Genomic DNA, 23,042 nt, shown 5'->3' with positions numbered 1-23,042 from the left:
TGTATGACATGCTCGGTCTTGTAGCTGGCGAGCATGCAGAGGTTTCCATGGAAATCTATCGGCATCATGGCATAAAAGTTGGCAGTGTTTTGCCGGATGGAAGCATTCACGAGCGGCTATCGACTGGCGGCGGCTCCGGCCCGCCGATAGGTCACGTTCGGTCCGATGGAAGCATTTATGGGGAGCTGCCGCATGGCGGCGGCCTGGGGCCCGCGGTGGGCCATGTCCGGTCCGACGGAAGCATTCATGAGGAGCTGCCGTTTGGTGGCGGCCCCGGCCCCGCGATAGGTCACGTTCGGTCCGATGGAAGCATCCATGGGAAGCCGCCGCTTGGTGGCGGCCTGGGCCCCGCGGTGGGCCGAGCTACGGATGTGGATTCCTCAAGTAAATCAATCATCAGAGCGGGGGGTGGAGCATTCCTGCTCTTGTTGAGGAAACGGCACCGCACTACCACTGAGAACGTCCCCGGCGTCAAGGAATCTTTGGCCTCGGTGTCGAGCTCCACGCTGCCCGGCGACTCGGAAGCGCAGCTCTATGAAAGGCTGTTACGCGAGCGCATCATAGTCCTTCGCGCGGATGTCGATGACGCTGCCGCGAACCGAATTTGCGCTGAAATCCTCCTGCTCTCGGCCGATGATTCTACGCGCGATATTTGGCTCTATATAGATTCTCCGGGCGGTTCGGTCACAGCTGGAATGGCCATCTACGACATGATGGAGTATGTCCCCAATGACATTTGTACCGTCGCCATGGGAATGGCGGCGGGAATGGGTCAGTTCCTGCTCTGCGCAGGGGCATCAGGAAAGCGCTTTGCGCTACGCGATGCCAAGATAGTCGTGACTCTTCCGCGTGGCGGGGGAAGTGCTGCCAGCCCTGAAGCCCAGGCTGCGCAAATGGATTATGTCAAACGCACGCTCGTCGAGCGCATTGCGTATCACACCGGCCAGAGCATCGAACGCATCGAGACCGATGGGGGCCGCGAACGAATCTTCACGGCTGAGTCCGCCTGCGAATATGGCCTCGTGGACGCAGTGGTCCGGAAGGCGAGATAGTTCAGGCCCGCCCCGGCTCCGTGAACAGCCCCGGGACGTCGCTCCATCAGGTGGTCGACCCGTTCACAGATCCTCGACCCGCCTGGGCTGCGGATCGGGGGCGAACTCGAGGTTTCCACGCTGCGATCTGGGCGCCGACCGCGGTGACGCGAAGTATGACCCTTGCCTGAGGCGGCGTGCTGTTCATCGACGTCGGCTGCCTTCGCGCCGTACCTCCTGCGGGATGTGATCGCAGGCCCGCCTCGGTCACCCAGGCAGCTTCATGGGCAAGTGGTCCGGCACGCTGAACCCGTCGAGCTCCACCAGGACCTCGTTCAACGAGGTCACCAACCCCCGTCGCAACCGCCATCGCGTGAGCACCGAGGAGCTGTCGGACTCAGCCGCGCCGTCACACAGCTCACGCAACCGCCGACACACCCGGACATACTCCCCCGCCTGTGGCCACTCCGCGCAGTCGGACAGCTCCACCAGTCGCTCCACGGTGAAGACATGCCCCGACACGCAGACCGCGAGATGCCCTATCTGCCGCATCTCATAGGTCGAAAGCGCACGCCGCAGGCCCACCCTGTTCATGATCAACCGAAGCTGGCCCGCCTGACTGCGCATTCCCTCACCGGCCACGTGGAGCACGGCGGCGATTTGCGGAGGTTTCAGTTTCTCCCTGACCGCGTAGATGAGCTGTAGGCTCATGGCGGTCGCCAGGAGGTCGATGACTTTCTTGGTCATCTCCTTGGCCAGTGGCTCGTCGACGGCCAGGACTGTGAAGCCGACGGCGACGATGCCCACGAGCAAGGTGATGAGCAGCTCCGAGACCGTCCCCAACAGCTTGCGGGCCCGCCGCCGCCAGCTGTCGTTGCGAACGTTCTGGTTCGCCAGCAACTCGTCGAGCGAGGACAACGCGGCGTCCAGCAGATCCTTCACGCCGCCGCCCGGTCCGTCCGACGACGAGGTACGGCCCTGCCCCTGAGCGACCCGTCCCGTTTGGAGCAGTTGGCGCCGCAGCCGCGCAAAGAGTTCCTCGACCGACCAATCGAGCGTGATCCCGCGGCGGGCCAGTTCCTCGGCGATGTCGAACTCCAGCAGCGCCTCCACCCCGGCGCCTCGATCACCCTCTCGGACTTCCATCAAGCCCCACGCACCCAGTTCGGTGCGCACACTCTCGACCGCGGTCCTGGCGTTCTGCAGGGACACGACCAGCGTGTCGGGCGGGCCCGTGGCCGCCGCCTTGAGCATGTCGGCCTGCCGCATCAGACCGGTGACCTCATGCTTGAGCCGTCTGACCACCCAGGGCCTGCGCAGCCTGCGCTGGAACCTGGCGCGCGGAGCGACAGCCGCCGGCGGAGCGGGCGGCAGCGGGCGCTGATGCGCTGGACGGGAGTAATGGCTCTCGTATCCCACCGTGAACCTCCGAGCCCACATTGTGGTGGAACCTCCACACGGATCGTGGAGGAATGGCCAGAAACGGCCCGCGCTCGGCGGAGCCGTAACGCCAATGCCGGGTTCTCCCTGTGGGACTCATTAATAGGATTCGGCGTCTGGCCTGGGGATTCTTCGTGGTGTCGGCCGGCGATCCGGTACTCGTTGATGAAGCCGCCGAGGATGGTTCTGCGGTGGAACCTGCGAGAGCGCCGCCAGCCACAGGCACCCGTGAGACCTGACGGCGCACGACCGCGTTCTCGTGCCCGAGCATCGGCGATTCCACGTCCTTGGAGACGTCACAGCACGGGCAGGGACAGCAGGCGTGTCACAAGGCCCAGGGACGGGAGCGTCCGGCGAGCGGATCCAAAGATGTGCAAGATCCCCCATCGGGCGGATGACACTCTTTTCGATCTTTGGGTAACCTCTTTGGTAAAGGGCAGATAAAAATGCCGGCGTCATTCTGTCTTGGGGGCAGACGAGTGATGTGATCCGCGTCGTGGCCATGGTCGAAGGTTCGCGACTTCAGGTCGCGGGGTTCAGAATGCTGCTACGGCAGGTCTCGTCGAACATTTCGGTGCTCGCCGTGGTCCGCAGGTTCGACGAACTCGGGCACGCCATCGATGGGCGTGCGCCCGACATCGCCGTCCTTGACGTGCGCACGCTCGACCCCGCCCTGATCCAGGCCGTCCGGCGGCTGCGTGAGAGCGCGCCCTCGGTGAAGATCATGCTGGTCGTGGACATCATCGACTCGGCGGGCGCCAGGGAGGTGATGCGGCTCGGGGTGAGCGGGTTGTTCTCCAGCGATGCCGATCCCCACGGGCTGTTACGCGGGCTGCAGGCGGTCAGCGCGGGTGACGTCGTGATCAGCTCGACCGCGAGCGGTCCGCTCTTCCGCGAGCCGACCGGGCCCATCCCCGCGCTGACCGCGCACGAGCTGCGCATTCTGCGGCTGGTCGCCAAAGGGCTGCGCAACGATGAGATCGCCCGCCAGCTGGCGATCAGCCCGTCGACGCTCAAGCGCAATCTCAAGCCGATCCTGTCCAAGCTCGACGCGACCGACCGGGCCAGCGCGCTGTTCGCCGCGGCCAAGGCCGGACTCCTCTGACAGCCGCCGCCGAGGCCGGACTCCTCTGAAAGTCGCCGCCGAGGCCGGGCACGTTGACGAACGGCTCAGCCCGCGCCCACGTCGAGCCTGGTATGCGCCTCCCCCGGAAGCGGGCGCTGGACGCTGATCTGGATGTCGTACTCGCCGGCCATCGGCACCTGGGCCTCTGCCGCGTACTGGCCGGGTTTGCCCGCCACCTCCTTCATCGGGATCGGGCCCAGGCGGTGCGCCATCGGCATGGCGACCATGTCCGCGTACATGACCACGCCTGCCCGTGACAGCGGGTCGTAGGTCTTGGTGCTGACTCTGGCCGTCACCTCGACCTTGAGGCTGCCGCGGTGCCGGGCCTTGACGTCGATGCCCACGGGCAGGCCCGCCCCGGCCGACGGCGCGGCCGGGGAACGGGTCTGCCCGCCGGCGGAGACCGCCGGGACCGGATCGGTGACGAAGAACGCGATCAGCGCTATCACCAGGGCCGCGGTCAGCCCGGCGGCCGTGCCGTACAGGAAGCCATGACGGAACGTCATCTGCGTGCTCCTCCACGGTCGGGCAGCTCGATGAGGTCGGCCTGTTTCGCGGCGAGCACCCGGAAGATGCCCCACTGTCCGCCGGTGAGATGGCGGGCGAGCGTGCTGGACCGGTAGAGGTAGTCGCCCGGTGTGCCGTCCGGTCCGCCGGCGCCGCCGGTCACCGCGGGATCGAGGTGGATGTTGTGGACCACGCCCGGGTTGAACTGGCCCTGGAAGGCGGCCAGCTGCGACTGCGGGTCGTCCGGGGCACGCCGCCACTTGTGACCGTGCAGCGCGAAGCCGGTCGATCGCGGGTCGCCGACCGCCTGTCCGACGCGGAAGCGCACCGGGTCCTTCGCGTACGCGCGGAAGAGCGGCGTGGCCGGGTCGCCGTGGACCCGCGAGGAGAAGATCTTGGCCAGGTCCTGATCGCGGGTGTATCGGTGGCTCCACGGTTCGTTGCCGTAGTTGATCGCGAACTCGCCCTGGTCCTCCGGGTCGTCGGCCTCGTGGCTCGGGGTGAGCGCCAGGTCGTAGTTGTCGGGAACCGGGTGGTTGGTGTTCTTGCGTACCAGCGACAGGTCGCTGTTCATGAGGATCACGTGCTCGCGGAAGTCCTTGCCGTTCGGGTCGACGATCACCGCGTCCGTGCCGCTCTTCAGGCCGGCGCCGGTCTTCGGGTCGAGGTAGGTCGATCCCTTCGGCTCGATCACCAGGCCGGCGTAGAGGCCGTGATGTCCGTGGTTGAGCGGGTCGGCGTAGTCCTGAAGGATGCCGAGGCCGGTGGAGCCGTCCTCCTCCGGCGCGTACCACCGGTAGAAGATCGACCCGCCCGGGGCGACCGTGGTGTCAGGGTAGTTGGTGCCAACGTTGGAACCTGAGCTGTCCACATGACTGTCGGCCATGGCCGAGCGCAGGCCGACCCGGGAGCTGACCGGGAGCGGTTTGAACCCCGGCACGTTGTGCTCGTTCTTCGGCGGCTGGTCCAGGCAGCCCGGCAGCGTCAGTCCGCCTTCGCCGGGATCGCGGAAGCCGAGCTGGCCGGGTTCGGTGCCCTCGAAGCAGTGGGGAGCCATCTTGGCCGGTTCCAGCTGGTTCTTCAGGGTGATCTCGATGCAGTCGCCGGCGTTGGCCCGCAGGATCAGCGGCTCGGCCTTCTTCGTGCCCGCCTTGATCGCCGCGACGTCCTCTTCCAGCGCGTACATCGCGCCGTTCGGATCGTGGTCGCCCGCGGCGTTGTAGGTGATGTCCTTGTTGAACGCCACCACCGTGTGCCGCTTGATCGGCACCGTGATCGTCTCGTCGGGCAGGTGCGGACACGGGTTGTTGAGGCCGGGGATGGGGATCTTTGGTCCGGCCTTCTCCGGCTGCGGGCCTGCGCAGATGTGATGGGGCACGTTGTCCGGGAGCCAGGCCAGCCGCCCGGTGGGCGGCTCGAATCCCTCACGGCACCCGTAGACGACGAGCTCTCCCCAGGTGCCGAGGAACCAGTCGTCCGACCCGCCGTAGTCGTAGAGGTAGTTCCGGTGTTCGCCGGGGTTTCCCGGCCAGTACATCTCATAGCCCATGTCGAGTTTCACGTCGAAGTACTCGAGCACGCTGATGTGCTGGGCCTGAACCCACGGCGAATGCGGATCGTTGGGCTCCTGTTTCCAGCGGAAGCGCTCCAGGTTGAAGCCATGCGACTCCTCCTGGCTCAGCTGGAACAACCGCCATTTGACCCGGTCGCCTTCGAACGCGCGGGGAATCGGCGTGTTGGGATTTCCGTGGCTGATGGAGCTGAACATGTTGGCCATGTCGGAGTTCCGGCGCGCCTCGAACGGCTCCAGCCGGTAGTTGACCCCCATCACGCCCTGGTCGTCGTTGCTGGAAGGGAATTTCGCCGGGTAGATCGGCACTCCTTCCGGCGTGCCGAACTGGTCGTCGTTCGGATCGGCGGCGTCCGCGGGTTTGAACATGGGGACGTGGTCCTCGACGAACAACGCCACGTTCCGGTAGTCCTCGCCGTCGGCCGGTCTGCCGTGATAATCGGTGGCGCCCGGAGCGCAATGGACGTCCACGATGGTGCCGATCGACACCGCCGCGTCGGTCGTCGGGTCGCGGAAGACGCAGCCGGGCGGATGGATGGTGGCGCCGCCGAACAGGCCGTTGTCCTGGTGCACGTTCGGAAAGAAGTGATCGTGGAAGGAGTTCGTCGCGGTGTCGGCGTGCACGAAGTCGCGATAGGTGTATTCACGGTTGGGTCCGGTGGCGTCGGCCCCCTGGTCGTAGTTCCAGCCGTTGGCGGCCCCGTCGGAGGACAGCACGTCGAACTGGACCATGTGCTGGTGAATGCCGACCTCATTGGTGATCTGCCGCCGGTCGAAGACGGTGCCGCCGAACTGCTCGGGAAGGTCGTTGCGTAAGTGGTAGACGACGCAGTCGCCGACGTTCAGCAAGGGTGAGAAGGGTTCGGGTTTCTTGCCGTTCCGCACCTCGGCGACTTTCGTATCTCGCTCCGCCGCGGTGGTGCCGCCGATGTAGACGCGGCTCTGTGGATTGTTCCAGTTGAGCTTCGGGTTGTAGACCTGCTTGGTCTCGATCGCGGACACGTAGAACGTCTTGGTGGGAATGGGCCGGCCGTCCGACCTGGTGGCCGGGCAGGGGTTCTGGAAGAAGCCGCCCGGCACCTGACCTCGGACGTCGGCAGCGCGAATCTCCGCGGGCGTGGGCGCGAACACCGCCCCGGTCCGCCGCTCCGCGACGGCCAGCGGCGCCTTCGGGCTCTTGTGGCCGAACGCGCCGGGAATGAAGTGCGGGAATCCGGGCTGGTCCGCGGTCGGCGCGGGCGGAGCCGCATGGTCGGCCAGCGGGATGAGCTTGGCCACCAGGGTGGTGTCGGGATTGCGCCGCGTGCCGTCCTCGAGTTTGTCGAAGGTGCGGTTCAAGCCCCACATGCCGTTGGCGAAGTGCGGATAGAGATGGCAATGGAAAATGATGTCGCCGAAGGTCGCCTTCTTGTCGTCATGGGCGCTGCCGGTCCCGCCCTCCATGATCAGCGAGTAGTGGGAACCCGGGCTCACCGCCTGCACGTCCAGGGCATTGCTCACCGAGGTGTGGTGCGTGGGCTTGCTGATCTCCTCCAGCCCGCCCTCGTCCTTCGGGTCGAACGGCCACCGGTTCACGTGCTGGTGGAAGGTGTGGGTCTCGAACTCCGCCGGATGGATCAGCCGGAACTGGGTCGGCTCACCCCGGTAACTGGGAAACACCAGGTCTCCGCCGCCAGGATCGCCGAAGGCCCACGACGACAGGCTCGTCTCCTCGCCCACGCACTCCGCCGCGTCGAACCCCTGCCCCGCCCGCGTCGCGGCCGGGCAGCCCACCTCCTCACGGTTGAATCCCGGCTCGGCCCGGTAGTTGAAGGCGAACCACTCCATCTTGACCGGCACCTCGCCCTGCACCAGCGCGTCGGCGTCGCCGCCCGACAGCCCCGGCAGCGTGCCCGCCTTCAGCTTGGCCAGTTCGGCCGCGCTCGGTTCCACGCACTCACCGCTCGCGCGGTCCTCCTCGTCTTCTTCGGTACGGCAGAGCCGCGTCAGAATGCCGGGCTGCGCTTCCACTTCGTCGTGCATGAACACGACCTGCTCGCGAAAGTCCTTGCCCGACGGGTTCTGAATGATCGCCCGGGTGCCCGACTTCAGCGGCTGGCCCGTCGAAGAGTCCACCCAGGTGGTACCGGCCGGTTCCACCATGATCGCGCCGAAGGCGCCGAAGGCGTGCGATCCGATGAAGTTGCCCGCCCCGGTCTGCGCGGAGCTCATGTCGGCGCCGTCCTTGAACTGGAACTCCCCCTCCGCGTCGGCGAACAGCCGGTAGGTCGTGGAGGCGCCGGGCGCCGTGGTGGACGGCGGATTGTTGCCGACCGCCGTGCCGTCCGACGTGGCGACGTCATACTTCAGCCCATCGAAGTGCATCGAGGCGTACGGCGCCGCAGTCGTGTCGAACTGCACCTTGCGCGCGGACCTGGCCGGTGCGAACTGTCGCTTGGCCGGGGTGACCGCCCCCGGAGTGGCGACCACCGTCTCACCGGGCAGCTTGAACACCGACTCTCCCAGGTCGAACTCCAGGTCCGGCGCCGGCTCCCGCAACCTGTTCGTGAACCTGATCGACACGCAGTCGCCGTCATTCACCCGGATGGTCAGCGGCTCGACCAGATCCCGCTGGCTGAACGGATCGGCCGCCTTCTTGAAGTTCGCCCGCACCGCCGCGATGTTCTCGTCCAGGACGTACATGCGCCCTTCGGGAACCACGTCCCCGAAGCGATTCAGGAAGAGCGGGAGGTTGATCAGGGAGATGTCGAACGTCCTGACCGGCGCACCGGCCGCACACGGATCCGGTGCCGCGACGCGCTGCGCGAAGGCGCCACTGACTCCCCACATCCCGCCACCCGCCACCAGCACCCATGCGCCTATCGACATGGCGAACAGCAGCCGCACTCCGATGCCGCGCCTTCTGAACCTGATCAGCACCAGCCCGATGCCGGCACACGCCAAAGCAACCGTCGACAGGTCCGCCATGATGCGCTCCTTTGCCCCGTTCACACCAGTACCGCGCGCGGCCGGTGCCGGGACAAGCGAGCCGCCGCAATCTGATCCCTGCGGACCTAAGGTTGACCCAACAGGCTCGCCTCGAATGAGCCACCGGGACCGCCGCCCTCAATCGGGTCAGTGACGGGCTGCTCTTGCCGCCGATGAGGTCAAGATCTCGCTAGCGCGGATTGCAGGCACTCGGTCGCAGGTGGGCCTTCAGCATCCAGCCGTAGGTGTTCTTGCCTCCCTCACGAAGCAGCACCGCCTGGTGGGAGGCAGGTGTCGTGCTGAGGGAGTTCAGGCCCTGGTACAGCTCCACCTGCTCGCCGAAGCGCTTGTCCTTCAGTTTCGGCTGGTCGAGATCCTCCCAGACCGGCGCGGACGGCGCGGCCGTGACGGTCGCGCACTGCCGCTGAGGCTGGCCCGATGGCCCCGCCAGGAAGATGAGCAGAGCGCCACCGGCCAGCGCGACACCGCAGATGCTCAGGAGGAGATGACGTCCAGGCCGGGCCCCGGCAGGCGATGGGACGGCCGGGCTCAGGGTCTGCTCTTCCGCACCTGAGGACTCGGCCCGGGTTTGATCGCCGCCTGCCGCCCTCGATGCGCCCTGGTGGTCTGGGGGCGGCTCCGCGCAAGCGGGCTCGTTCAGCCGCTCGTGGCGGCCGGCTTTGGCCTCCAGCCACAGCTTGCGCCAGAAATCCTGCGGAAAGGCGCGGCTGTCCGGTCGATCGGGCTGGGGGCGCCGATGCTCGGCCCGCAGGCCGTACAGGACGGTCATGACCAGGAGGAGGCTCTCCTCCTCGCGCGGCAGACGCTCGCGCTTGATCCATCCCCGGATGGTCGGGGCGGGCACCTGCGGCGGCTCGGCTGCGGCGGGGAGTGGCCGCCCGGCGGCGGATGGCAGGCGGCGCAGCCTCCGGACCAGCCCGCTGATCTTGTCAGCCGTCGGCCCGCCCGCCTGCCGCCGCGCGTCCTCGAACGCGTCATAGAACCTGATCTCTGCTGGCGAGAGGTCCTCGGGCACAGCAGAGATGATGGCGCACGGGCGTAACCCTGTCCGCCAATTTCCGCGAGTCACCGCGACTCGCTTCGTTCGGCCTGGTCACGGTCCTGATGCTGGCATGGCGCCGGACGCGAACAAGGTCGCTCCGGCCCGGCAAGACAAGGAGCCCCCGCAATGTCGATCACACGACGCATGGCCATGTCCGGAGCACTGGCAGTGCTGGCCGCCGGACTGGTGACCTCCGCCGGCACCGGCGCGCAGGCGGCCACTTCCGCCTTCACCACGCGCAGCGCCCACGCGGCGTCTGCCGGCGGTGGATGTGTGTACTTCGTCCGCTACAACCACACCCCGGTGCAGGAGAACCCCGACACCGACTCCATCGCCCGGAAATACAAGCCGGCCGGTGCCCGGGTCACCGGACCGTGCCGGGCGGCCTACGACACCGAAAGCCGGGTCTGGTTCACCGCCGTGGACTGCTCGTGCACCACCGACGGCATCGGCTGGATCCGTTCCTACTGGCTGTCCTAGCAGCCGCACGATCACCGCAACCGGCCGCTGCCAGGGCGTCCGTGCCCTGGCAGCGGCACACCGAACGGCAGGCAGTCGCACCCCTTGATTCCGGCCTCTACGAAATGGCCATTTATAGAGAGGAATTTAGGTGTATGTCGAAAAGTGCCTTTCACCCCGCCGGAGGAGTTCTAGATTGTCTCCTCGTGATGGTCTCGTGCCTCTCATGGGCCACCGGCTCACCAGGAGCCGCCGAGGGTGTCGTCGACCTGCTCCTGGTGCTCGGATGCGTGGTGGGCTTCTTCGCCCTGATCGCCTGGCTCGGGGTATGGGTCGCAGGGCGGAGACCGGTTGTCCACGAGAGGCCGCCGGATTCCTCCTGGAATTCCCGTCCGGCGCCGGGCCAGATCTGGTGGGCCGCCGTCCCCTTCGCTGACGGATCGGGATCCAAGGTCCGGCCTTGCCTGGTGGTACGCACGCACGGCGCCGGCGTCGAGGTCCTGAAGATCACCAGCCAGGACAAGTCCCACCGCCACGATTGCGTGCCCATCCCCACCCGGCCCTGGGATAAGCGGGCCCGCAAGGACAGCTGGATCGACCTGTCGGGAACCCACTTCCTCCACGATCAAGCCTTCCACCGCATCGCCGGCCCATGCGACACGGCGAGCTGGCAGGGAGTGCGACGGCAGCACCGAACGGGCTGGGTGTACGCGCCAAAGCCGCGCTGAACTCCGCACGAGATGGGACGGCATGCATCAGCTGCTGCCCAGCGACGGGAACCCGTCCAGCCCGTTGGGTCCCCGCCCTCGGGACGTCCTGGAGGCGCGGCAGAGCCTCGCATCCGCCTCTGTGCTCACCCATGTCGAAATTCCGAGGTCGCTTCGCAGGAGAGCGCGCCGCTGCCCTGCTACGCTCCCAAACCCGCGCCGTTCTCCCACGGACCTCAACCAGCCTGCAACCAGTGGCCCAGTCCCACGCCGCCAAGACGGTAAAGAGCTTTGCAACAGAGCGAGCGGCTCATGCGTCTTGGTGGTGTGGAGTTCGAAGATTTCGTCCGGAGCAGGGGTTCAGCCCTGCTCCGTTACGGCTACGTGCTCACCGGCAACGCCGAAGACGCCGCCGATCTCGTCCAAGAGGCCCTGCTCAAAGTGGGCGGCACCTGGAGCCGCGTACGCAACAAGGCCAGCCCCGAGGCGTACGTGCGCACGACCATGGCCCGCCAGCACATCAGCTGGTGGCGCAGGCGGCGCAAGGAGCAGGTGACCGGCGAGGTCCCGGAAGGGCTCCACCACGACACCCACACGTTCGGCGAGATCTGGAAGGAGCTTGCCACCCTGCCCAGGAGACAGCGGGCCGTGCTGGTCCTGCGGTACTACGAAGACCTCCCGGATGACGAGATCGCCGTGATCCTCGGCATCTCTCGTGGAACGGTTCGCAGCCAGGCGTTCCGGGCGCTCGCCACACTCAGGATCAGGCCCGCCGTGCTCGAAAGGGGACGCACATGAGATCAGGAGACGAGCGGAGGGCGGGCATGAGGACGGAAGGCGATCTGGCGGGAGCGTTGCGGCAGGCGGCCGAGCGGGCACCGGAGTCCGACCTCCTGGCAGGGGTCGGCGAGCGCAGGCGCCGCAGGACCAGACGGCGGGCGCAGTTGCTGGCGGCGGCCGCGGTGGTGGTCGTGGTGGGCGCGGGTACGGCCGCAGCCAAGGGGATCTTCGCCAGCGGGGGCGGCGAAGGTCGCGGGACTGCCACCCGGCCCACAGCCGAGGAAGATCGCGGGGCGGTCACGGATCCCACGGCCTCGGTGACCCATCGGCTCGGCGAGGGGCACGACCCGGCCGAACCCACCAGGACCGTGACGGAGACGCCCAGGGTTTCCGCGGCGACGCCGGTCGGGAGACTGTGGCCGAAGGCGCTTTTTCCGATGCCCGCCAAGAACGCCGACGGCTGGCGTTATCGCCCGGTCACCGGGATCAACGCCACCGAGGTGCTACTGATGGCGGAGTCCTCGTTCGAAAGGGCCGGAAAGATCGAGATTTACGACACCAGAACCGGCAAGGCACGGCTGGTCACTGAGGTGCCGGAGACCAAGGGATTGACGACGTATTTCCCGCAGAGCGCCACGACCGACGGCACGAACGTCGCCTGGTACGCGAGCGGCACGGACAAGAACCGGAACAGGGTCGCGGAGATCTGGTGGGCCCCCCTGTCCGGTGGCAAGGCGCAGAAGATCTACACGACGAGCGAGTACGCCATCGACGCCATCGGACTAGACGGAACCCAGGTCGTCTGGTCCGCCGTGAAGGGCGGAGTGCAACGCAAACCGCTCGTGGGCAGCACCATCGAGCTGCTGAGCGACGAGAACCTGCACCTGATCCGCTGGCCCTGGGCCGGCGACGTCGGTGAAGGGCCCGCCACCCTGGAGACCAACCAGACGAAGATCGTCAACCTGGCCGAGGGCACGGAGACCAGGATCACCGTCAAACCGGGCACGACGGGCCTGCGATGCGGTCCGACCTGGTGCCAGGGCCGCCTCGACAACGGGGTGATCATCCAGCGCCCCGACGGAAGCGGATTCCGCAGGCTGGCAGAGGCCGGGTTCATGGGCGGGCTCTCCCCCTACCCCATTCTCGACCGCTTCCTGCAGGACGGGGACGCCGTGTACGACCTGAACACCGGCAAGCAGGCCACGATCACGAGAGTCGGTGACTGGAGCGGCGTCGGCACCTCGTCGGAAGCCAGCACGATCCTCTACTGGGGCGTCACCAAGGAGCAGAAGCCGGCCAAGTTCTGGATACTGAACCTGTCAGCCGTCCCGTCCGAGAAATAGCACCGTGCAGCGCGAAGCAGGCCTGATCACGACGAGGCGGGGCGAGGTTGCCCCGTGACGCGCAGGCGTATCTGCGGCCCGCCGTCGCGGTGCTCGGGTTCCCCGTTGAGTTCGCCGAGTACCCGCACAAGCTGTTCGTCTCCCACGAGCGGGACACGGCCGTCGGCGGTCTGCCTCAGGAACACGACGTCGGTCCGCGGATCCTGGCATGGACGGCCGACGCACACAGCAATTGACCTTGGAGCAGTTGACGGCCCATCCCGGCGGGCGAGGTCGCGTTCGGTTGCGGCCCGGGTCAGTGCCACCACGACGGCGGTCGCCTGCCGGCGGAGCGCCTGCATGGACGCCGAGCACCTCCTCAAAGTGCTCAGATGGGGTACGGGCGTCACTCAAGAGTGGGCGGACGAGTTTTGCCATCCGCAGATTGTCATGGCGGAGACGATCAGCGCCGAAGCTGCTGCAGCTTACGAGATGAGGCGCCGAGATCCACTCCCAGCGCCGCACCCTCTTCACGATTTTGCCGCACGCTGCGTTACGATCCGCAGGTTCGCACATACCAGACCGGGGTCCAGTCCACGATATATCCCGTGCCTCCCCGGTACCAGCCGAATACCGTCTTGTTGCTTCTGAGGGCATTCACCGTCAGCGACCCGTGATTGTGTGCGTCCCAGCGTCCGTTGAAGTATGCCAGAGCGAAGTCGCCGCATCCGCTGAACCGCCATACGTTGTAGTACCCGGTAGGGCCCTCTTGTATGGTGCAGAACGCGTCGCCGCATCTGTCCCGATTATGAACGTAGTTTCGCGCATCCGCGGCGCCTGCGGGAGTGCGCGGGAATGAGATGCTGCGCACCTGGGCGCTCGCTCTGTTGACGTGTACATATGCATGCGGCACGGCGAGGGCATTCGACCCCGCCCGTGTGACGGTTGACGCCGCCGCCGAGTAGATGCCGATCTGGAGACCGGCGAAGAGAGCAGCGAACGTCACCAATGCCAATGCCGCTCTCAGCATGTATTGCCGCCTTGAACGCATTTATGTTCCTTTCGATTGGCGAGTAGCCCTTTTCTGAGGGGTGTGCCTAGTGCTTCTTTGACCGACCCGAGCGGGCCAACGCCATCGCGCCCACGCCGGTCTCTCAGTTCGGCCGGCTTCCCCTCTTTGGCGGGCGTGAGACCTCCGGTGTACCAAGGCGCGTCTTCATCACCGCTTCACGTCCGCGTCGCAGCCGTTCAGGCGGCCGGCGACCAGACGGGGGCCAGGAAGGTCCTGCCCGCGCCGTCCGTCCCGGACAGCACTAGGTGTATCGAGCGCCGGCGTCGTCCCTGGACGAGCTGACCGACGAACAATGGCAGCGCACCTTCGAGGTCAACATCCACAGCTACTACCGGGTGACCAAGGCGGCGCTGCCGTACCTGGGAGAAGGGGCGGCGATCATCAACACCTCCTCGGTCAACGGCCTGCGCGGCAACAAGACGCTCCTCGACTACTCGGCCACCAAGGGCGCGGTCAACGCCTTCACCCAGGCGATGGCGCAGAACCTCCTGGAACGCGGCATCCGGGTGAACGCGGTGGCGCCCGGCCCGGTATGGACGCCGCTCATCCCCGCCACCTTCCCGCGGGAGCGGGTCGAGGACTTCGGCGAGCAGGCGCCGATGGGCCGTCCGGCCCAGCCCGACGAGATCGCTCCCTCGTACGTGTTCTTCGCCGCCGCCCGGCTGTCGTCCTACTACAGCGGCGAGATCCTCCCCGGCTGACCGATCCGTGTCGCTCGTCCCCCTGCGGGCAGGGAGAAACGTATGGTCATCAACCAGCCGGTCCGCACCTGGGCCACCTTGCCGATCTTCGTGGTGGCCGTCGTGCTCGTGGCCGCCGTCGGGTCCGTGGCGGCGATGGACGCGGGCAGCACGTACCTGGCTCTGCGGCGGCCCGCGTGGGCGCCACCCCCGTGGCTGTTCGGCCCGGCCTGGACCGTCCTGTACGCCTTGATCGCCGTGTCGGGCTGGCTCGCCTGGAGCACCCGCCGCGACCCTGCGGCGTTCGTCGTCTATGGCGGCCAGCTGGTGCTGAACGCCGCCTGGACCCCGCTGTTCTTCGCCGCCGGTCAGTATGGCCTGGCCTTCGCCGACATCGTGGCGCTCGGCCTGCTGATCGTGGCCACCATCGTGCTGTTCTGGCGCATCCGCCGCGTGGCGGCGCTGCTGCTGGTGCCGTACCTGCTCTGGGTGAGCTACGCCGCGGCGCTGAACCTCGCCATCTGGCAGCTCAACCCTTCCTGAGGTACGGCTGACGGAGACGGTGCCGGCGCGCCGTACCGTGTCGATGGACTGCAGCAGGGCCGCGAGACGGTCGACGCCGGCACCCCTTTTTAGCCGAGCCGGCACCCATCATCACCTCAAACGCAGCGACCGACTGGGAGCCGAGCTTGGGACGCGGCTCCCAGCCGACGCGGCTCCTAACTGAAGTCGCTCCGGTGGTCGAGGGCCCATTGGGCGAAGGTGCGAGCCGGGCGGCCGAGTACCCGTTCCAGAGTGGGGTCGACCGCTTCCGGCTCCGTGTCGGCTTCCGCCCAGTGGCCGAGCATCATGTCCGCGACGAGTTCGCCCGCGTAGGGGACCATGAACGTCCGCCATTGAACCGGCGACAACGTCTCGAATCGAATGTCGCGGCCGATCGCCCCGCCGATCGCCTTGACCTGGTCTATTTTGTTGATCGGTTCAGGGCCGGTGAGCAGGTACTTCTGCTCCGCGTGGCCGTTTTCGGTCAGCGCCTTCACCGCGACCGCCGCGATGTCCGCTTCATGGATCAGGGCCTGGGCCGCGTTCGGGTACGGCGTGCGGACCACGCCTTCTTCTCGGATGGATGAGGCCCATTCCAGGGTGTTGGCCGCGAACCCGGTCGGCCGCAGAATGGTCCATTCGAAGTCCGCCCGTTCAACCGCCCGTTCGACCGCTGTGTGGTAGGCGACGCTGAACATGGCGAAGTCCCGGGGATGGGCCACGGCTTGCGAGGAGAACACGACGACGCGTCGTACTCCGGCGTTCTGTGCCAGGTGCACGAACTCCTCGGCGGCCTTTGCCACCTCCGAGAACAGGTGCACGCCCTCCACGCCTTCCAGCGCGGCCGTCAACGTCCCGGGCCGGGTGAGGTCACCCTGCACGACGTGCGCCTCTTTCGGCATGTCCACGACGCTGGGGTCTCGCGTGGTCAGAGCCCGGACCTCTTGCCCGGCGGCGAGCAGTTGCTCGACCACGCGACGCCCCACGGTGCCGGTCGCCCCTGTCACCAGAATGGTCATTGTCGATGTCCTCTCTTCGTTCGCTGTCGTTGACGTGGTCATGCGCTTACTGCTTGGCGGAGCGGCCTCGAGGAAGGAGCGGGGACAGCAGCACGGCCAGCAGCAGAACGCCGACGTGGTACCAGAGGGTGTCGGCGGTGGCATCGGCGAAGTTGCGCCGAGTGGCGGCCTGGCCGGCCTCGGCGACCGCCGGGATCTGTGCGCTGGGGACCTGGCAACTGGCCGGTACGTCGAAGGGGTTGGTCGCCTTCGCGCGGTCCACGAGGCAGGTTCGGAACTCGGTTGTGATGCGGGCTTGTTCGGCCGGGCGGATCCCTTGCGCGGTCAGCGCGGCCGTCAGTTCCGGCATGGAACGCTCGGCCTGGGCTGCCGCGCCGACGCCGAGGAGACCGAACAGGATGAGGGAGACGACGCCGACGCCGGCCGCCGCGGCGAACTGATCGACAGCATTGAGTACGCCGCTGCCGGCGCCGGCGTCGTCGACCGGGATCTCGAGGAGAACCACGTCCATGAGGCTCGGCAGTACCAGGCCGATCCCGCAGCCGACGACGAACAGAGCGGCCCCGAGCTCCCATGGCTGCAGGTCGGATCCGGAAGCAGCGATGATCAGGCTCAGTACGGCCATGCCCACCGCCATGACCAGCATGCCCCCGCCGATCAGCAGGCGGCCGAGGCGCTGGGCGAAGTTCACTGAGATCCCGCCGAACAAGGCGATGCCGGCAAACCACGGCAGCATGGTCAGTGCCGTCTTCAGCGGTGACCATTCATAGGCGAGCTGGACGAACCAGATCACGATGAGCGACGCCGACACCATCGCCGTGAACAGCAGCAGCATCATGATCGTCCCGGCGCTGAAGGAACGCAGCCGGAACAGCTTCGCCGGCACCAGGGCGTGCACGCCCCGGCGGCGTTCAAGCCAGGCGAACAGCACCAGGACCGGCAACGCGGCGCCGAGCATGAGGAGCATCCAGCTCGGCCAGCCGCTCTCCCGTCCCGTCTGCAGGGGGTACATGAGCAGGCCCGACAGGGCGGCGATCAGTAAGAAGCCCGCGACGTCCAGCCGCACCCGCTGCGCCGAGCGGGACTCGGGAACCCAGAGCACGGCGCCCGCGAGGATCAGGATCCCGATCGGGACGTTGATGAAGAAGACACTCCGCCAGCCCATCCCGAAGACATCGGCCTCGGCCAGCAACGCGCCGAGCAACGGCCCGAGGAGCTGGGCGAGGGTGATCGTCAGGCCGTAGGCGAGATAGGCGGGCGCCCGGCGGGCCGGCGGAAACAGCACCTGGATGATGGCCAGGACCTGCGGGGCGATCAGGGCGCCGAAGCCGCCCTGCAAGAGGCGGAAGGCGATGAGCGTCTCGGGTGATCGCGCCAGGCCGCAGGCCAGCGACATCACGACGAAGCCCGCGACGCCGATCTGGAAGATCAGCTTGCGCCCGAACATGTCGCCGAGCCTGCCCGCCGGGATCAGGAGTACGGCGAAGGCCAGGCCGTACCCCACCAGAATCCATTGGCCTGCCGCGTAGCCGGCGTGCAGGTTCTCCTGAATGGCGGGAACCATGATCATCACGATGCCGACGTCGAGCATGTCCATGAACGTCGCGAGGACGACGACCGCCAAGGCGAGATAGCTCCGCAAGGGCGTCTTGACCTGCTCGGTCTCCTCCAGTAGCGCGCTCACGAGGACCCCCGTCCCGCTCGCTTCCCGTCCGACGGCCCACCCATGGACGTCATAGAATGATTAGTTGCTTGATGGATAACCATAATATGACCATACAAGGTACGGCAAGCCTTGGGTGAGCCACTACGATGAGCGAGGACGGAACCGTCACAGAGGGAGGGGCATCAGCCGCGATGACGAGCCCATCTCCGCGACGATCGCCCTTGGCGATGACCGTGCTCCTGCTGCTGGACGAGTCTCCGATGCATCCCTACGGCGTCCGGCAGCGGATCCGCGAATGGGGCAAGGACCTCGTCATCAACGTCACGCAACGTAACGCGATCTATCAGATCATCGAGCGCCTGGAACGTGCCGGACTGATCGCGGTCAAGGAGACCTCACGCAACGAGAATCGGCCGGAGCGGACCGTATACGAGACCACCCGCGCCGGCGCCGACACGGCCAGGGCGTGGATGCTCGACATGCTGGCCGCCCCCGCTGATGAGTACCCGGAGTTTCCCGCGGCGCTCGCTCTGCTCAACTCGATCTCCCCCGAAGAAACACGCGCGGCACTCGAGAAACGAATCAAAACTCTCGAAGGCAAGCTCGCCCACCTCGACAACGAGACCCAAGCGGCTGTCGCCGACCGCGTCGAGCGCATCCACCTCATCGAGACCGAATACCTACGCACGGTGTTGCGGGCCGAACTCACCTGGGTACGCGCGTTCGTTGACGATCTGCGTACCGGAGACATCACATGGCGGGCTCCCGACCGCTGAGGAAAGCAACCGTCGGCCAGGACGGCTGGGAGCTGTTTCTTGGATCAGGACCAGACCTGGCCCGCGCGTCCAGTGGATCAAGCTCTTCCCGCCTCCGCAACCCGGGCCCCTCGGCGGTTACGCGTTTCGCCCCTTGCTTTCCCTTTGCGCGGTCACAATGGGATGGGCCCGGAGGCGATCACGATGACGGCGGGAGATCCGTATGCCCCTTCTTGCTGAGGTCATGGCGTTGACTGTCGCCCTCGGCCTGTACCTGCCAGGGCCGATCCCGCCCGGCGAGCCCCCGCCATCCAAGATCGAACCGTGGTCCACTTCGGCGGTGGCCGGCAGCGCGGACGCTCCCGTCTTCGTCCAGTCCTCGCCGGTCAGGGTGCCCGCGGGCGGCACCGCCCAAGCCATCGCCACCTGCCCGGCCGGGACGCAGGTGTTCGGCGGCGGCGAAAGCAACCCCGTCTCCGGGACCGTGGTCATCACCCGCTCGGTCCCGTGGCGCGGCACGTGGGAGACCACCGTGCGCAACAACGGTACGAGCGACGCCTATGTCACCGGTTACGCGGTCTGCGGAAGCGGCCTCACCGCGTACCGGCAAGTCCACGGAAGCGCGGTCAGCGTCACCCCGAACGGCGGCCAGGAGCTGGCCTCCGTGGACTGCCCGGCGGGGATGCGGATCCTCGGCGGCGGGCAGTGGATCAGCGGCCCGCTCAACGTCTCCATCGACGCTTCGCTTCCGCTGAGCGACTCGGTCAGTGATCGCTGGTTCATCCGGGTCCGCAACCACAACGCGGAGATCATCGGCATCCAGCCCATCGCCATCTGCGGCAGCGGCCTGACGACCCAGATCGTCTCGGGAGGGGGTGCGGTCGTCGCCCCGGGCGAGTACAAACCGGCCACCGCGACCTGCCCGGCGGGGACCACGCTCCTCGGCGGAGGCGGGGGCGGCGTCTGGTACGACACCCATCAGGGCGTGACGATCACCGACTCCTACCGTTCCGCGCAGGACTCCTGGACGATCTACGCACGTGCGCACCCCGGCAACACCGGCCCGAGAGGCATCACCTCGCACGCCATTTGCGGTACGTGAGCTCGCCCTTTCATTCAGCGGCCATTCGCATCCGATCAATGACGCCTTTCATCCTCACGATGCCGCGCGACTCGGTAGTTCTGCGGGACGGCGACAGCACAGGGGGCTGCATCGCCCACTGAGGCAGTCGGCTACCACCTCTGCCACTCGGATTTGAAGCACTTCATCGACCAGTACGTCAGCTTCGACATGCCGAAGATGCCCACGTACGGCGCGTGCCCCTGGATGCATCGCATCTTCTTGATCATCGGAAGCTCCCACTTGCCGTTCGAGCACGCGGGGATGAGCTTCTTGACGATCGGCTTCCCGCAGAGCCACTTGACGCTGGGCATCGGCCCACGAGCCTGAACGCCGGTGACGGCGGCGCCGGTCAACGGGGCTGAGGAACCTGCGGACAGCCGTGAGCAACTTAGCTGGACGCTTCGGCCGGGATGAGCGGAGGCTCCGAGCCGGGCTTGACAGGCAAAAGTGTGAGTGGTTTATTACTCACATGGCGACATCACCATCCCGACGACAGCTGTCGACCGCCGACGAACGGAAGAAGGTGGTCCTTGAAACAGCGGTCAGCACCTTCGCCGGCCGGGGCTACTTCGGGACCACGACCATGGATGTGGCCCAGCGGGCGGGCATCTCGCAGGCCTACGTCTATCGGCTGTTTCCCGACAAGGAGACGCTGTTCGTGGCGGTGGTCGAGCACTGCTTCGCCCTGATCCGCGAGAGCCTGAGCGATGGCGCCGCCGCGGCCGGGGGCAGCTCGCCGGAGAAGGTCCTGGATGCGATGGGCGACGCCTACGCCCGGCTTGTCGCCGACCGGAATCTGCTCCTGGTGAAGTTGCACGCGCAGTGTGCGGCGGCCTCGGAGGCCGCGATCCGTGAGGTGGTGCGCGTCGGCTACGCCCGGCTGGTCGAGTACGTACGAGGTGTCTCCGGTGCGGCGGAGGCCGATATCCAGCAGTTCTTCGCCAGGGGCATGCTGTGCCATCTGGTGGTCGCCATTGACGCCCACCAGGTCGACGCTCCCTGGGCCCGGGTGCTGAGCGACGGCCTGCGCCATTACTGACATCCGTTCCGAGGTAGACCGAAGGAGGTGATGACATGACCCGCACCGTCGTGATCCGTTGGGCCGCGCTCGCGCCGCTGGCCGTTCTGGACGTGGTGCTGTTCATGCTGTGGCGCTGAGCGCCCCGCGTCACCGGTCCCCGGTGGCCATTTTTTCGGACCAAAGAGTGAGTGATTGACCACACATATCTGGAGATTGAGGAGATCGCCATGACCACCCCGACGACCCCACGCGCCGAACGCCTCGCCTGGGCGGCCACGCTCACCGTCCTGACCCTCGCCCTGGCCTTCATGGTCACGCTCTGGAACTGACCCTCCGGCCGGGCGCTCTCGGCCGATCCCGCGAGAGGAGCCCTCCCATGGCATCCGTTTCGACTCAGCCCGCCCCGTCCCAGCGGGCGCCCTCACGCCCGGCGCGCGCCGCAATCCTGGCGGCGGCCATGCTGACGATCATGGCGCCGGCGATCATCTCGCCCAGTCTGCCCGCGATGCGGGAGGCCTTCGCCGACACCCCCGGCGCGGACCTCCTCGTCCGCTTCGCGCTGACCGTCACCTCCCTCGCGATCGCCGTCAGCGCCCCCGTCTCCGGGCTGGTCGCCGACCGCCTGGGGCGCCGCCCGCTGCTGGTCTCCAGCCTCGTGCTGTACGCCATCAGCGGCACCGCCGGATTCTTCGCCAACGACCTGTACCTGCTGCTGGCCACCAGGGCGCTGCTCGGCATCGCGGTGGGCGGAATCATGACGGCGGTCAGCGCGACGATCACCGACTGGTTCGCCGGGCCGCGGCGTGCGTCCTTCCTCGGGCTGCAGCAGGCCTTCGCCGGCCTGGGCGGTGTCGTCTTCCTGCCACTGGCCGGACTGCTGGCCACGGCCACCTGGCGGGCACCGTTCTGGATCTACCTCGCCTCGGCCGGCGTCGCCGCGCTCGCCATCGGCGCCCTGCGCCGGGAACCACCGAGCCGGCGTACGGCGGCGCCCGGCCTCCCACGTCCTCGGCGGTCGCCGATGACCGGCAGGATCCTCGGCGTGTACGCGCTGGCCCTGGTCGTGACGCTGGCGTTCTACATGGCACCCACCCAGCTGCCGTTCCTGCTCAGCAGCCACGGCAGCGGACCCACCCTCACCGGCGCGGTGATCGCCGGGAGCACCCTGTCCAGCGCGATCGGCGCTCTGGCCTTCCCGGCACTGCGCCGGCGACTGAGGTCCGCCACGATCACCGCGGTCAGCGTCGCCCTGCTCGGCGCGGGCTGGCTGCTGGTCGGCACGGCCGACGCCGTTGGCCAGATCGCGGCCGGGCTGCTCGTCGGCGGCCTCGGGGTCGGATTCGCCGTCCCCAACCTCAACCTGCGCCTCAGCGAGCTCGCCCACCCCGACCAGCGCGGCCGGGTCCTCAGCGGCCTGGTCACGGGCATCTTCCTCGGACAGTTCCTGTCCCCACTGGTCATCCAACCCCTGGTCCGGAGCGCCGGCATCACCGCCGCCTTCACCTGGACCGGGATCGCGATGGCAGCGGCAGCCGCCCTCGCCGCCCTCGCACCGTGGGTGGCACGCAGGGCCCGCGCCGCCGCCGGCTGACAACCCATCACCACCAACACCACCAGAAAGGGAAGACCGATGATCATTCACGGCATCCGCTTCACCCTCAAGCCCGGCGTCACACCGCAACAGCTCGAGGAGGCCCTCCAGAGCCTGCGCAACCACGGCAAGATCCCGCCCGTGACGTCCTTCGTCGTCGGCCGCGACTACGGCGGTGAGTACGAGTGGGGAGCCACCTGGGCGATCGAGGACCTCGACCGCTACTGGGAGTACCTCATCCACCCCGCACACCTCCACACCGACCGCATCGGACTACCGCTGATCGACAAGATGACCTCGTTCGACATCACCGACGACCCCGACCCGGACATCGGCGCGAAGATCGCCGCCCTGCACCAGCGCCGCTACGACAACATCCCCGACATCGCGGAGCTGGTCTCCGACCTGGGAGAGTACAAGGGAAGCGCCGCGCCGGGCCCGCACGGAGCCTGACCACCGCGTCACACTCTGAACTGGAGGGCGCCCGTCCCGGCCGGGACGGGCGCCCTCCGGCAGTCTGCCCAGCCCGGGCATGATCCGGCGGTTCAGGACCGGCGCTCAATGGCGCGAGATGCCGCGGGAGTTCGGCGTGTACGCGGC

21 protein-coding genes are annotated in these 23,042 nt (G+C 67.4%); 14 read left to right on the top strand and 7 right to left on the bottom strand.

The features are described from left to right. Positions 1-8: 8 nt before the first annotated feature. The gene (locus tag ACIBKY_RS44120) at positions 9-1,052 is read left to right on the top strand and encodes an ATP-dependent Clp protease proteolytic subunit (protein WP_397106949.1); all 1,044 of its coding nucleotides are present in this window, start codon (positions 9-11) and stop codon (positions 1,050-1,052) included. Positions 1,053-1,298: 246 nt separating this feature from the next. Here ACIBKY_RS44120 and ACIBKY_RS44115 read toward each other — a convergent pair whose 3' ends face one another. Next, positions 1,299-2,336, bottom strand: coding sequence for a hypothetical protein (locus ACIBKY_RS44115; protein ID WP_397106761.1), 1,038 nt, complete (start codon positions 2,334-2,336; stop codon positions 1,299-1,301). 619 nt (positions 2,337-2,955) lie between these two features. On the opposite strand from ACIBKY_RS44115, the gene ACIBKY_RS44110 reads away from it, so the two are divergent. Then, positions 2,956-3,576 carry a LuxR C-terminal-related transcriptional regulator gene (locus tag ACIBKY_RS44110; RefSeq protein ID WP_397106759.1) on the top strand — a complete coding sequence of 207 codons (621 nt, stop codon included), beginning with the start codon at positions 2,956-2,958 and terminating at the stop codon, positions 3,574-3,576. 65 nt (positions 3,577-3,641) lie between these two features. Here the strand turns inward: ACIBKY_RS44110 and ACIBKY_RS44105 are convergent, their stop codons facing one another. The 3 genes from ACIBKY_RS44105 to ACIBKY_RS44095 form a co-directional block, all read right to left on the bottom strand. Then, a complete protein-coding gene (locus ACIBKY_RS44105; RefSeq protein WP_397106758.1) occupies positions 3,642-4,103 on the bottom strand; it encodes a FixH family protein in 462 nt (153 codons plus the stop codon). Continuing rightward, on the bottom strand, positions 4,100-8,641 hold the full coding sequence (locus ACIBKY_RS44100) for a hypothetical protein (RefSeq protein ID WP_397106757.1): 4,542 nt from the start codon (positions 8,639-8,641) through the stop codon (positions 4,100-4,102). Before ACIBKY_RS44100 ends, ACIBKY_RS44105 begins: the two co-directional genes overlap by 4 nt. A gap of 190 nt (positions 8,642-8,831) precedes the next feature. Next, positions 8,832-9,677 carry a hypothetical protein gene (locus ACIBKY_RS44095; protein ID WP_397106756.1) on the bottom strand — a complete coding sequence of 282 codons (846 nt, stop codon included), beginning with the start codon at positions 9,675-9,677 and terminating at the stop codon, positions 8,832-8,834. 153 nt (positions 9,678-9,830) lie between these two features. Between ACIBKY_RS44095 and ACIBKY_RS44090 the strand changes: the two genes are divergently transcribed. From ACIBKY_RS44090 to ACIBKY_RS44060, 7 genes are all read left to right on the top strand, one after another. Further along, complete coding sequence (locus ACIBKY_RS44090; RefSeq protein WP_397106755.1) at positions 9,831-10,184, top strand: hypothetical protein; 354 nt, start codon at positions 9,831-9,833, stop codon at positions 10,182-10,184. Between the two features lie 134 nt (positions 10,185-10,318). Beyond that, on the top strand, positions 10,319-10,891 hold the full coding sequence (locus tag ACIBKY_RS44085) for a type II toxin-antitoxin system PemK/MazF family toxin (RefSeq protein WP_397106754.1): 573 nt from the start codon (positions 10,319-10,321) through the stop codon (positions 10,889-10,891). 306 nt (positions 10,892-11,197) lie between these two features. Beyond that, positions 11,198-11,668: a SigE family RNA polymerase sigma factor gene (locus ACIBKY_RS44080; RefSeq protein WP_397106753.1), complete on the top strand. Its 471-nt coding sequence runs from the start codon at positions 11,198-11,200 to the stop codon at positions 11,666-11,668. A 26-nt stretch (positions 11,669-11,694) separates the two neighbouring features. Then, positions 11,695-12,993, top strand: a complete 1,299-nt coding sequence (locus ACIBKY_RS44075; protein ID WP_397106752.1) for a hypothetical protein — start codon at positions 11,695-11,697, stop codon at positions 12,991-12,993. Between the two features lie 47 nt (positions 12,994-13,040). Next, entirely contained in the window at positions 13,041-13,229 is a 189-nt protein-coding gene (locus ACIBKY_RS44070; protein ID WP_397106751.1) for a hypothetical protein, read from the top strand. Positions 13,230-14,289: 1,060 nt separating this feature from the next. Next, entirely contained in the window at positions 14,290-14,745 is a 456-nt protein-coding gene (locus tag ACIBKY_RS44065; protein WP_397106749.1) for an SDR family oxidoreductase, read from the top strand. Between the two features lie 42 nt (positions 14,746-14,787). Continuing rightward, complete coding sequence (locus tag ACIBKY_RS44060) at positions 14,788-15,267, top strand: TspO/MBR family protein (RefSeq protein ID WP_397106747.1); 480 nt, start codon at positions 14,788-14,790, stop codon at positions 15,265-15,267. 176 nt (positions 15,268-15,443) lie between these two features. On the opposite strand, the gene ACIBKY_RS44055 is transcribed toward ACIBKY_RS44060, so the two are convergent. Next, the gene (locus tag ACIBKY_RS44055; RefSeq protein ID WP_397106745.1) at positions 15,444-16,286 is read right to left on the bottom strand and encodes an NAD(P)H-binding protein; all 843 of its coding nucleotides are present in this window, start codon (positions 16,284-16,286) and stop codon (positions 15,444-15,446) included. A 46-nt stretch (positions 16,287-16,332) separates the two neighbouring features. Then, positions 16,333-17,970 (bottom strand): MFS transporter, encoded by a 1,638-nt coding sequence (locus ACIBKY_RS44050; RefSeq protein WP_397106743.1) that lies wholly within the window; start codon positions 17,968-17,970, stop codon positions 16,333-16,335. Positions 17,971-18,179: 209 nt separating this feature from the next. Between ACIBKY_RS44050 and ACIBKY_RS44045 the strand changes: the two genes are divergently transcribed. Together ACIBKY_RS44045 and ACIBKY_RS44040 are read left to right on the top strand one after the other, a co-directional pair. After that, positions 18,180-18,728: a PadR family transcriptional regulator gene (locus tag ACIBKY_RS44045; RefSeq protein WP_397106741.1), complete on the top strand. Its 549-nt coding sequence runs from the start codon at positions 18,180-18,182 to the stop codon at positions 18,726-18,728. 223 nt (positions 18,729-18,951) lie between these two features. Continuing rightward, positions 18,952-19,809 (top strand): hypothetical protein, encoded by an 858-nt coding sequence (locus ACIBKY_RS44040; RefSeq protein WP_397106739.1) that lies wholly within the window; start codon positions 18,952-18,954, stop codon positions 19,807-19,809. 131 nt (positions 19,810-19,940) lie between these two features. Here the strand turns inward: ACIBKY_RS44040 and ACIBKY_RS44035 are convergent, their stop codons facing one another. Next, positions 19,941-20,141, bottom strand: a complete 201-nt coding sequence (locus ACIBKY_RS44035; protein WP_397106737.1) for a hypothetical protein — start codon at positions 20,139-20,141, stop codon at positions 19,941-19,943. 158 nt (positions 20,142-20,299) lie between these two features. Here ACIBKY_RS44035 and ACIBKY_RS44030 point away from each other — a divergent pair, with 158 nt between their 5' ends. The 3 genes from ACIBKY_RS44030 (at position 20,300) to ACIBKY_RS44020 (ending at position 22,895) form a co-directional block, all read left to right on the top strand. Beyond that, a complete protein-coding gene (locus ACIBKY_RS44030) occupies positions 20,300-20,869 on the top strand; it encodes a TetR/AcrR family transcriptional regulator (RefSeq protein WP_397106735.1) in 570 nt (189 codons plus the stop codon). A 358-nt stretch (positions 20,870-21,227) separates the two neighbouring features. Continuing rightward, complete coding sequence (locus ACIBKY_RS44025; protein ID WP_397106733.1) at positions 21,228-22,442, top strand: MFS transporter; 1,215 nt, start codon at positions 21,228-21,230, stop codon at positions 22,440-22,442. 39 nt (positions 22,443-22,481) lie between these two features. Continuing rightward, entirely contained in the window at positions 22,482-22,895 is a 414-nt protein-coding gene (locus ACIBKY_RS44020) for a Dabb family protein (protein WP_397106731.1), read from the top strand. The last annotated feature ends 147 nt before the right edge of the window (positions 22,896-23,042 follow it).

The organism is Nonomuraea sp. NPDC050394, from assembly GCF_044459065.1.
Lineage (GTDB): Bacteria > Actinomycetota > Actinomycetes > Streptosporangiales > Streptosporangiaceae > Nonomuraea.
The sequence above is the reverse complement of the archived record's forward strand: the minus strand, read 5'-3'. Positions and strand labels throughout refer to the sequence as shown.

Bases quoted from the DNA above. Each gene is read 5' to 3' on its own strand.
- ACIBKY_RS44105 (WP_397106758.1), bottom strand. From the start codon at position 4,103: ATGACGTTCCGTCATGGCTTCCTGTACGGCACGGCCGCCGGGCTGACC.
- ACIBKY_RS44090 (WP_397106755.1), top strand. From the start codon at position 9,831: ATGTCGATCACACGACGCATGGCCATGTCCGGAGCACTGGCAGTGCTG.
- ACIBKY_RS44020 (WP_397106731.1), top strand. From the start codon at position 22,482: ATGATCATTCACGGCATCCGCTTCACCCTCAAGCCCGGCGTCACACCG.
- ACIBKY_RS44045 (WP_397106741.1), top strand. From the start codon at position 18,180: ATGACCGTGCTCCTGCTGCTGGACGAGTCTCCGATGCATCCCTACGGC.
- ACIBKY_RS44040 (WP_397106739.1), top strand. From the start codon at position 18,952: ATGGCGTTGACTGTCGCCCTCGGCCTGTACCTGCCAGGGCCGATCCCG.
- ACIBKY_RS44055 (WP_397106745.1), bottom strand. From the start codon at position 16,286: ATGACCATTCTGGTGACAGGGGCGACCGGCACCGTGGGGCGTCGCGTG.
- ACIBKY_RS44120 (WP_397106949.1), top strand. From the start codon at position 9: ATGCTCGGTCTTGTAGCTGGCGAGCATGCAGAGGTTTCCATGGAAATC.
- ACIBKY_RS44085 (WP_397106754.1), top strand. From the start codon at position 10,319: ATGTCGAAAAGTGCCTTTCACCCCGCCGGAGGAGTTCTAGATTGTCTC.
- ACIBKY_RS44075 (WP_397106752.1), top strand. From the start codon at position 11,695: ATGAGGACGGAAGGCGATCTGGCGGGAGCGTTGCGGCAGGCGGCCGAG.
- ACIBKY_RS44060 (WP_397106747.1), top strand. From the start codon at position 14,788: ATGGTCATCAACCAGCCGGTCCGCACCTGGGCCACCTTGCCGATCTTC.
- ACIBKY_RS44035 (WP_397106737.1), bottom strand. From the start codon at position 20,141: ATGCCCAGCGTCAAGTGGCTCTGCGGGAAGCCGATCGTCAAGAAGCTC.
- ACIBKY_RS44100 (WP_397106757.1), bottom strand. From the start codon at position 8,641: ATGGCGGACCTGTCGACGGTTGCTTTGGCGTGTGCCGGCATCGGGCTG.
- ACIBKY_RS44030 (WP_397106735.1), top strand. From the start codon at position 20,300: ATGGCGACATCACCATCCCGACGACAGCTGTCGACCGCCGACGAACGG.
- ACIBKY_RS44025 (WP_397106733.1), top strand. From the start codon at position 21,228: ATGGCATCCGTTTCGACTCAGCCCGCCCCGTCCCAGCGGGCGCCCTCA.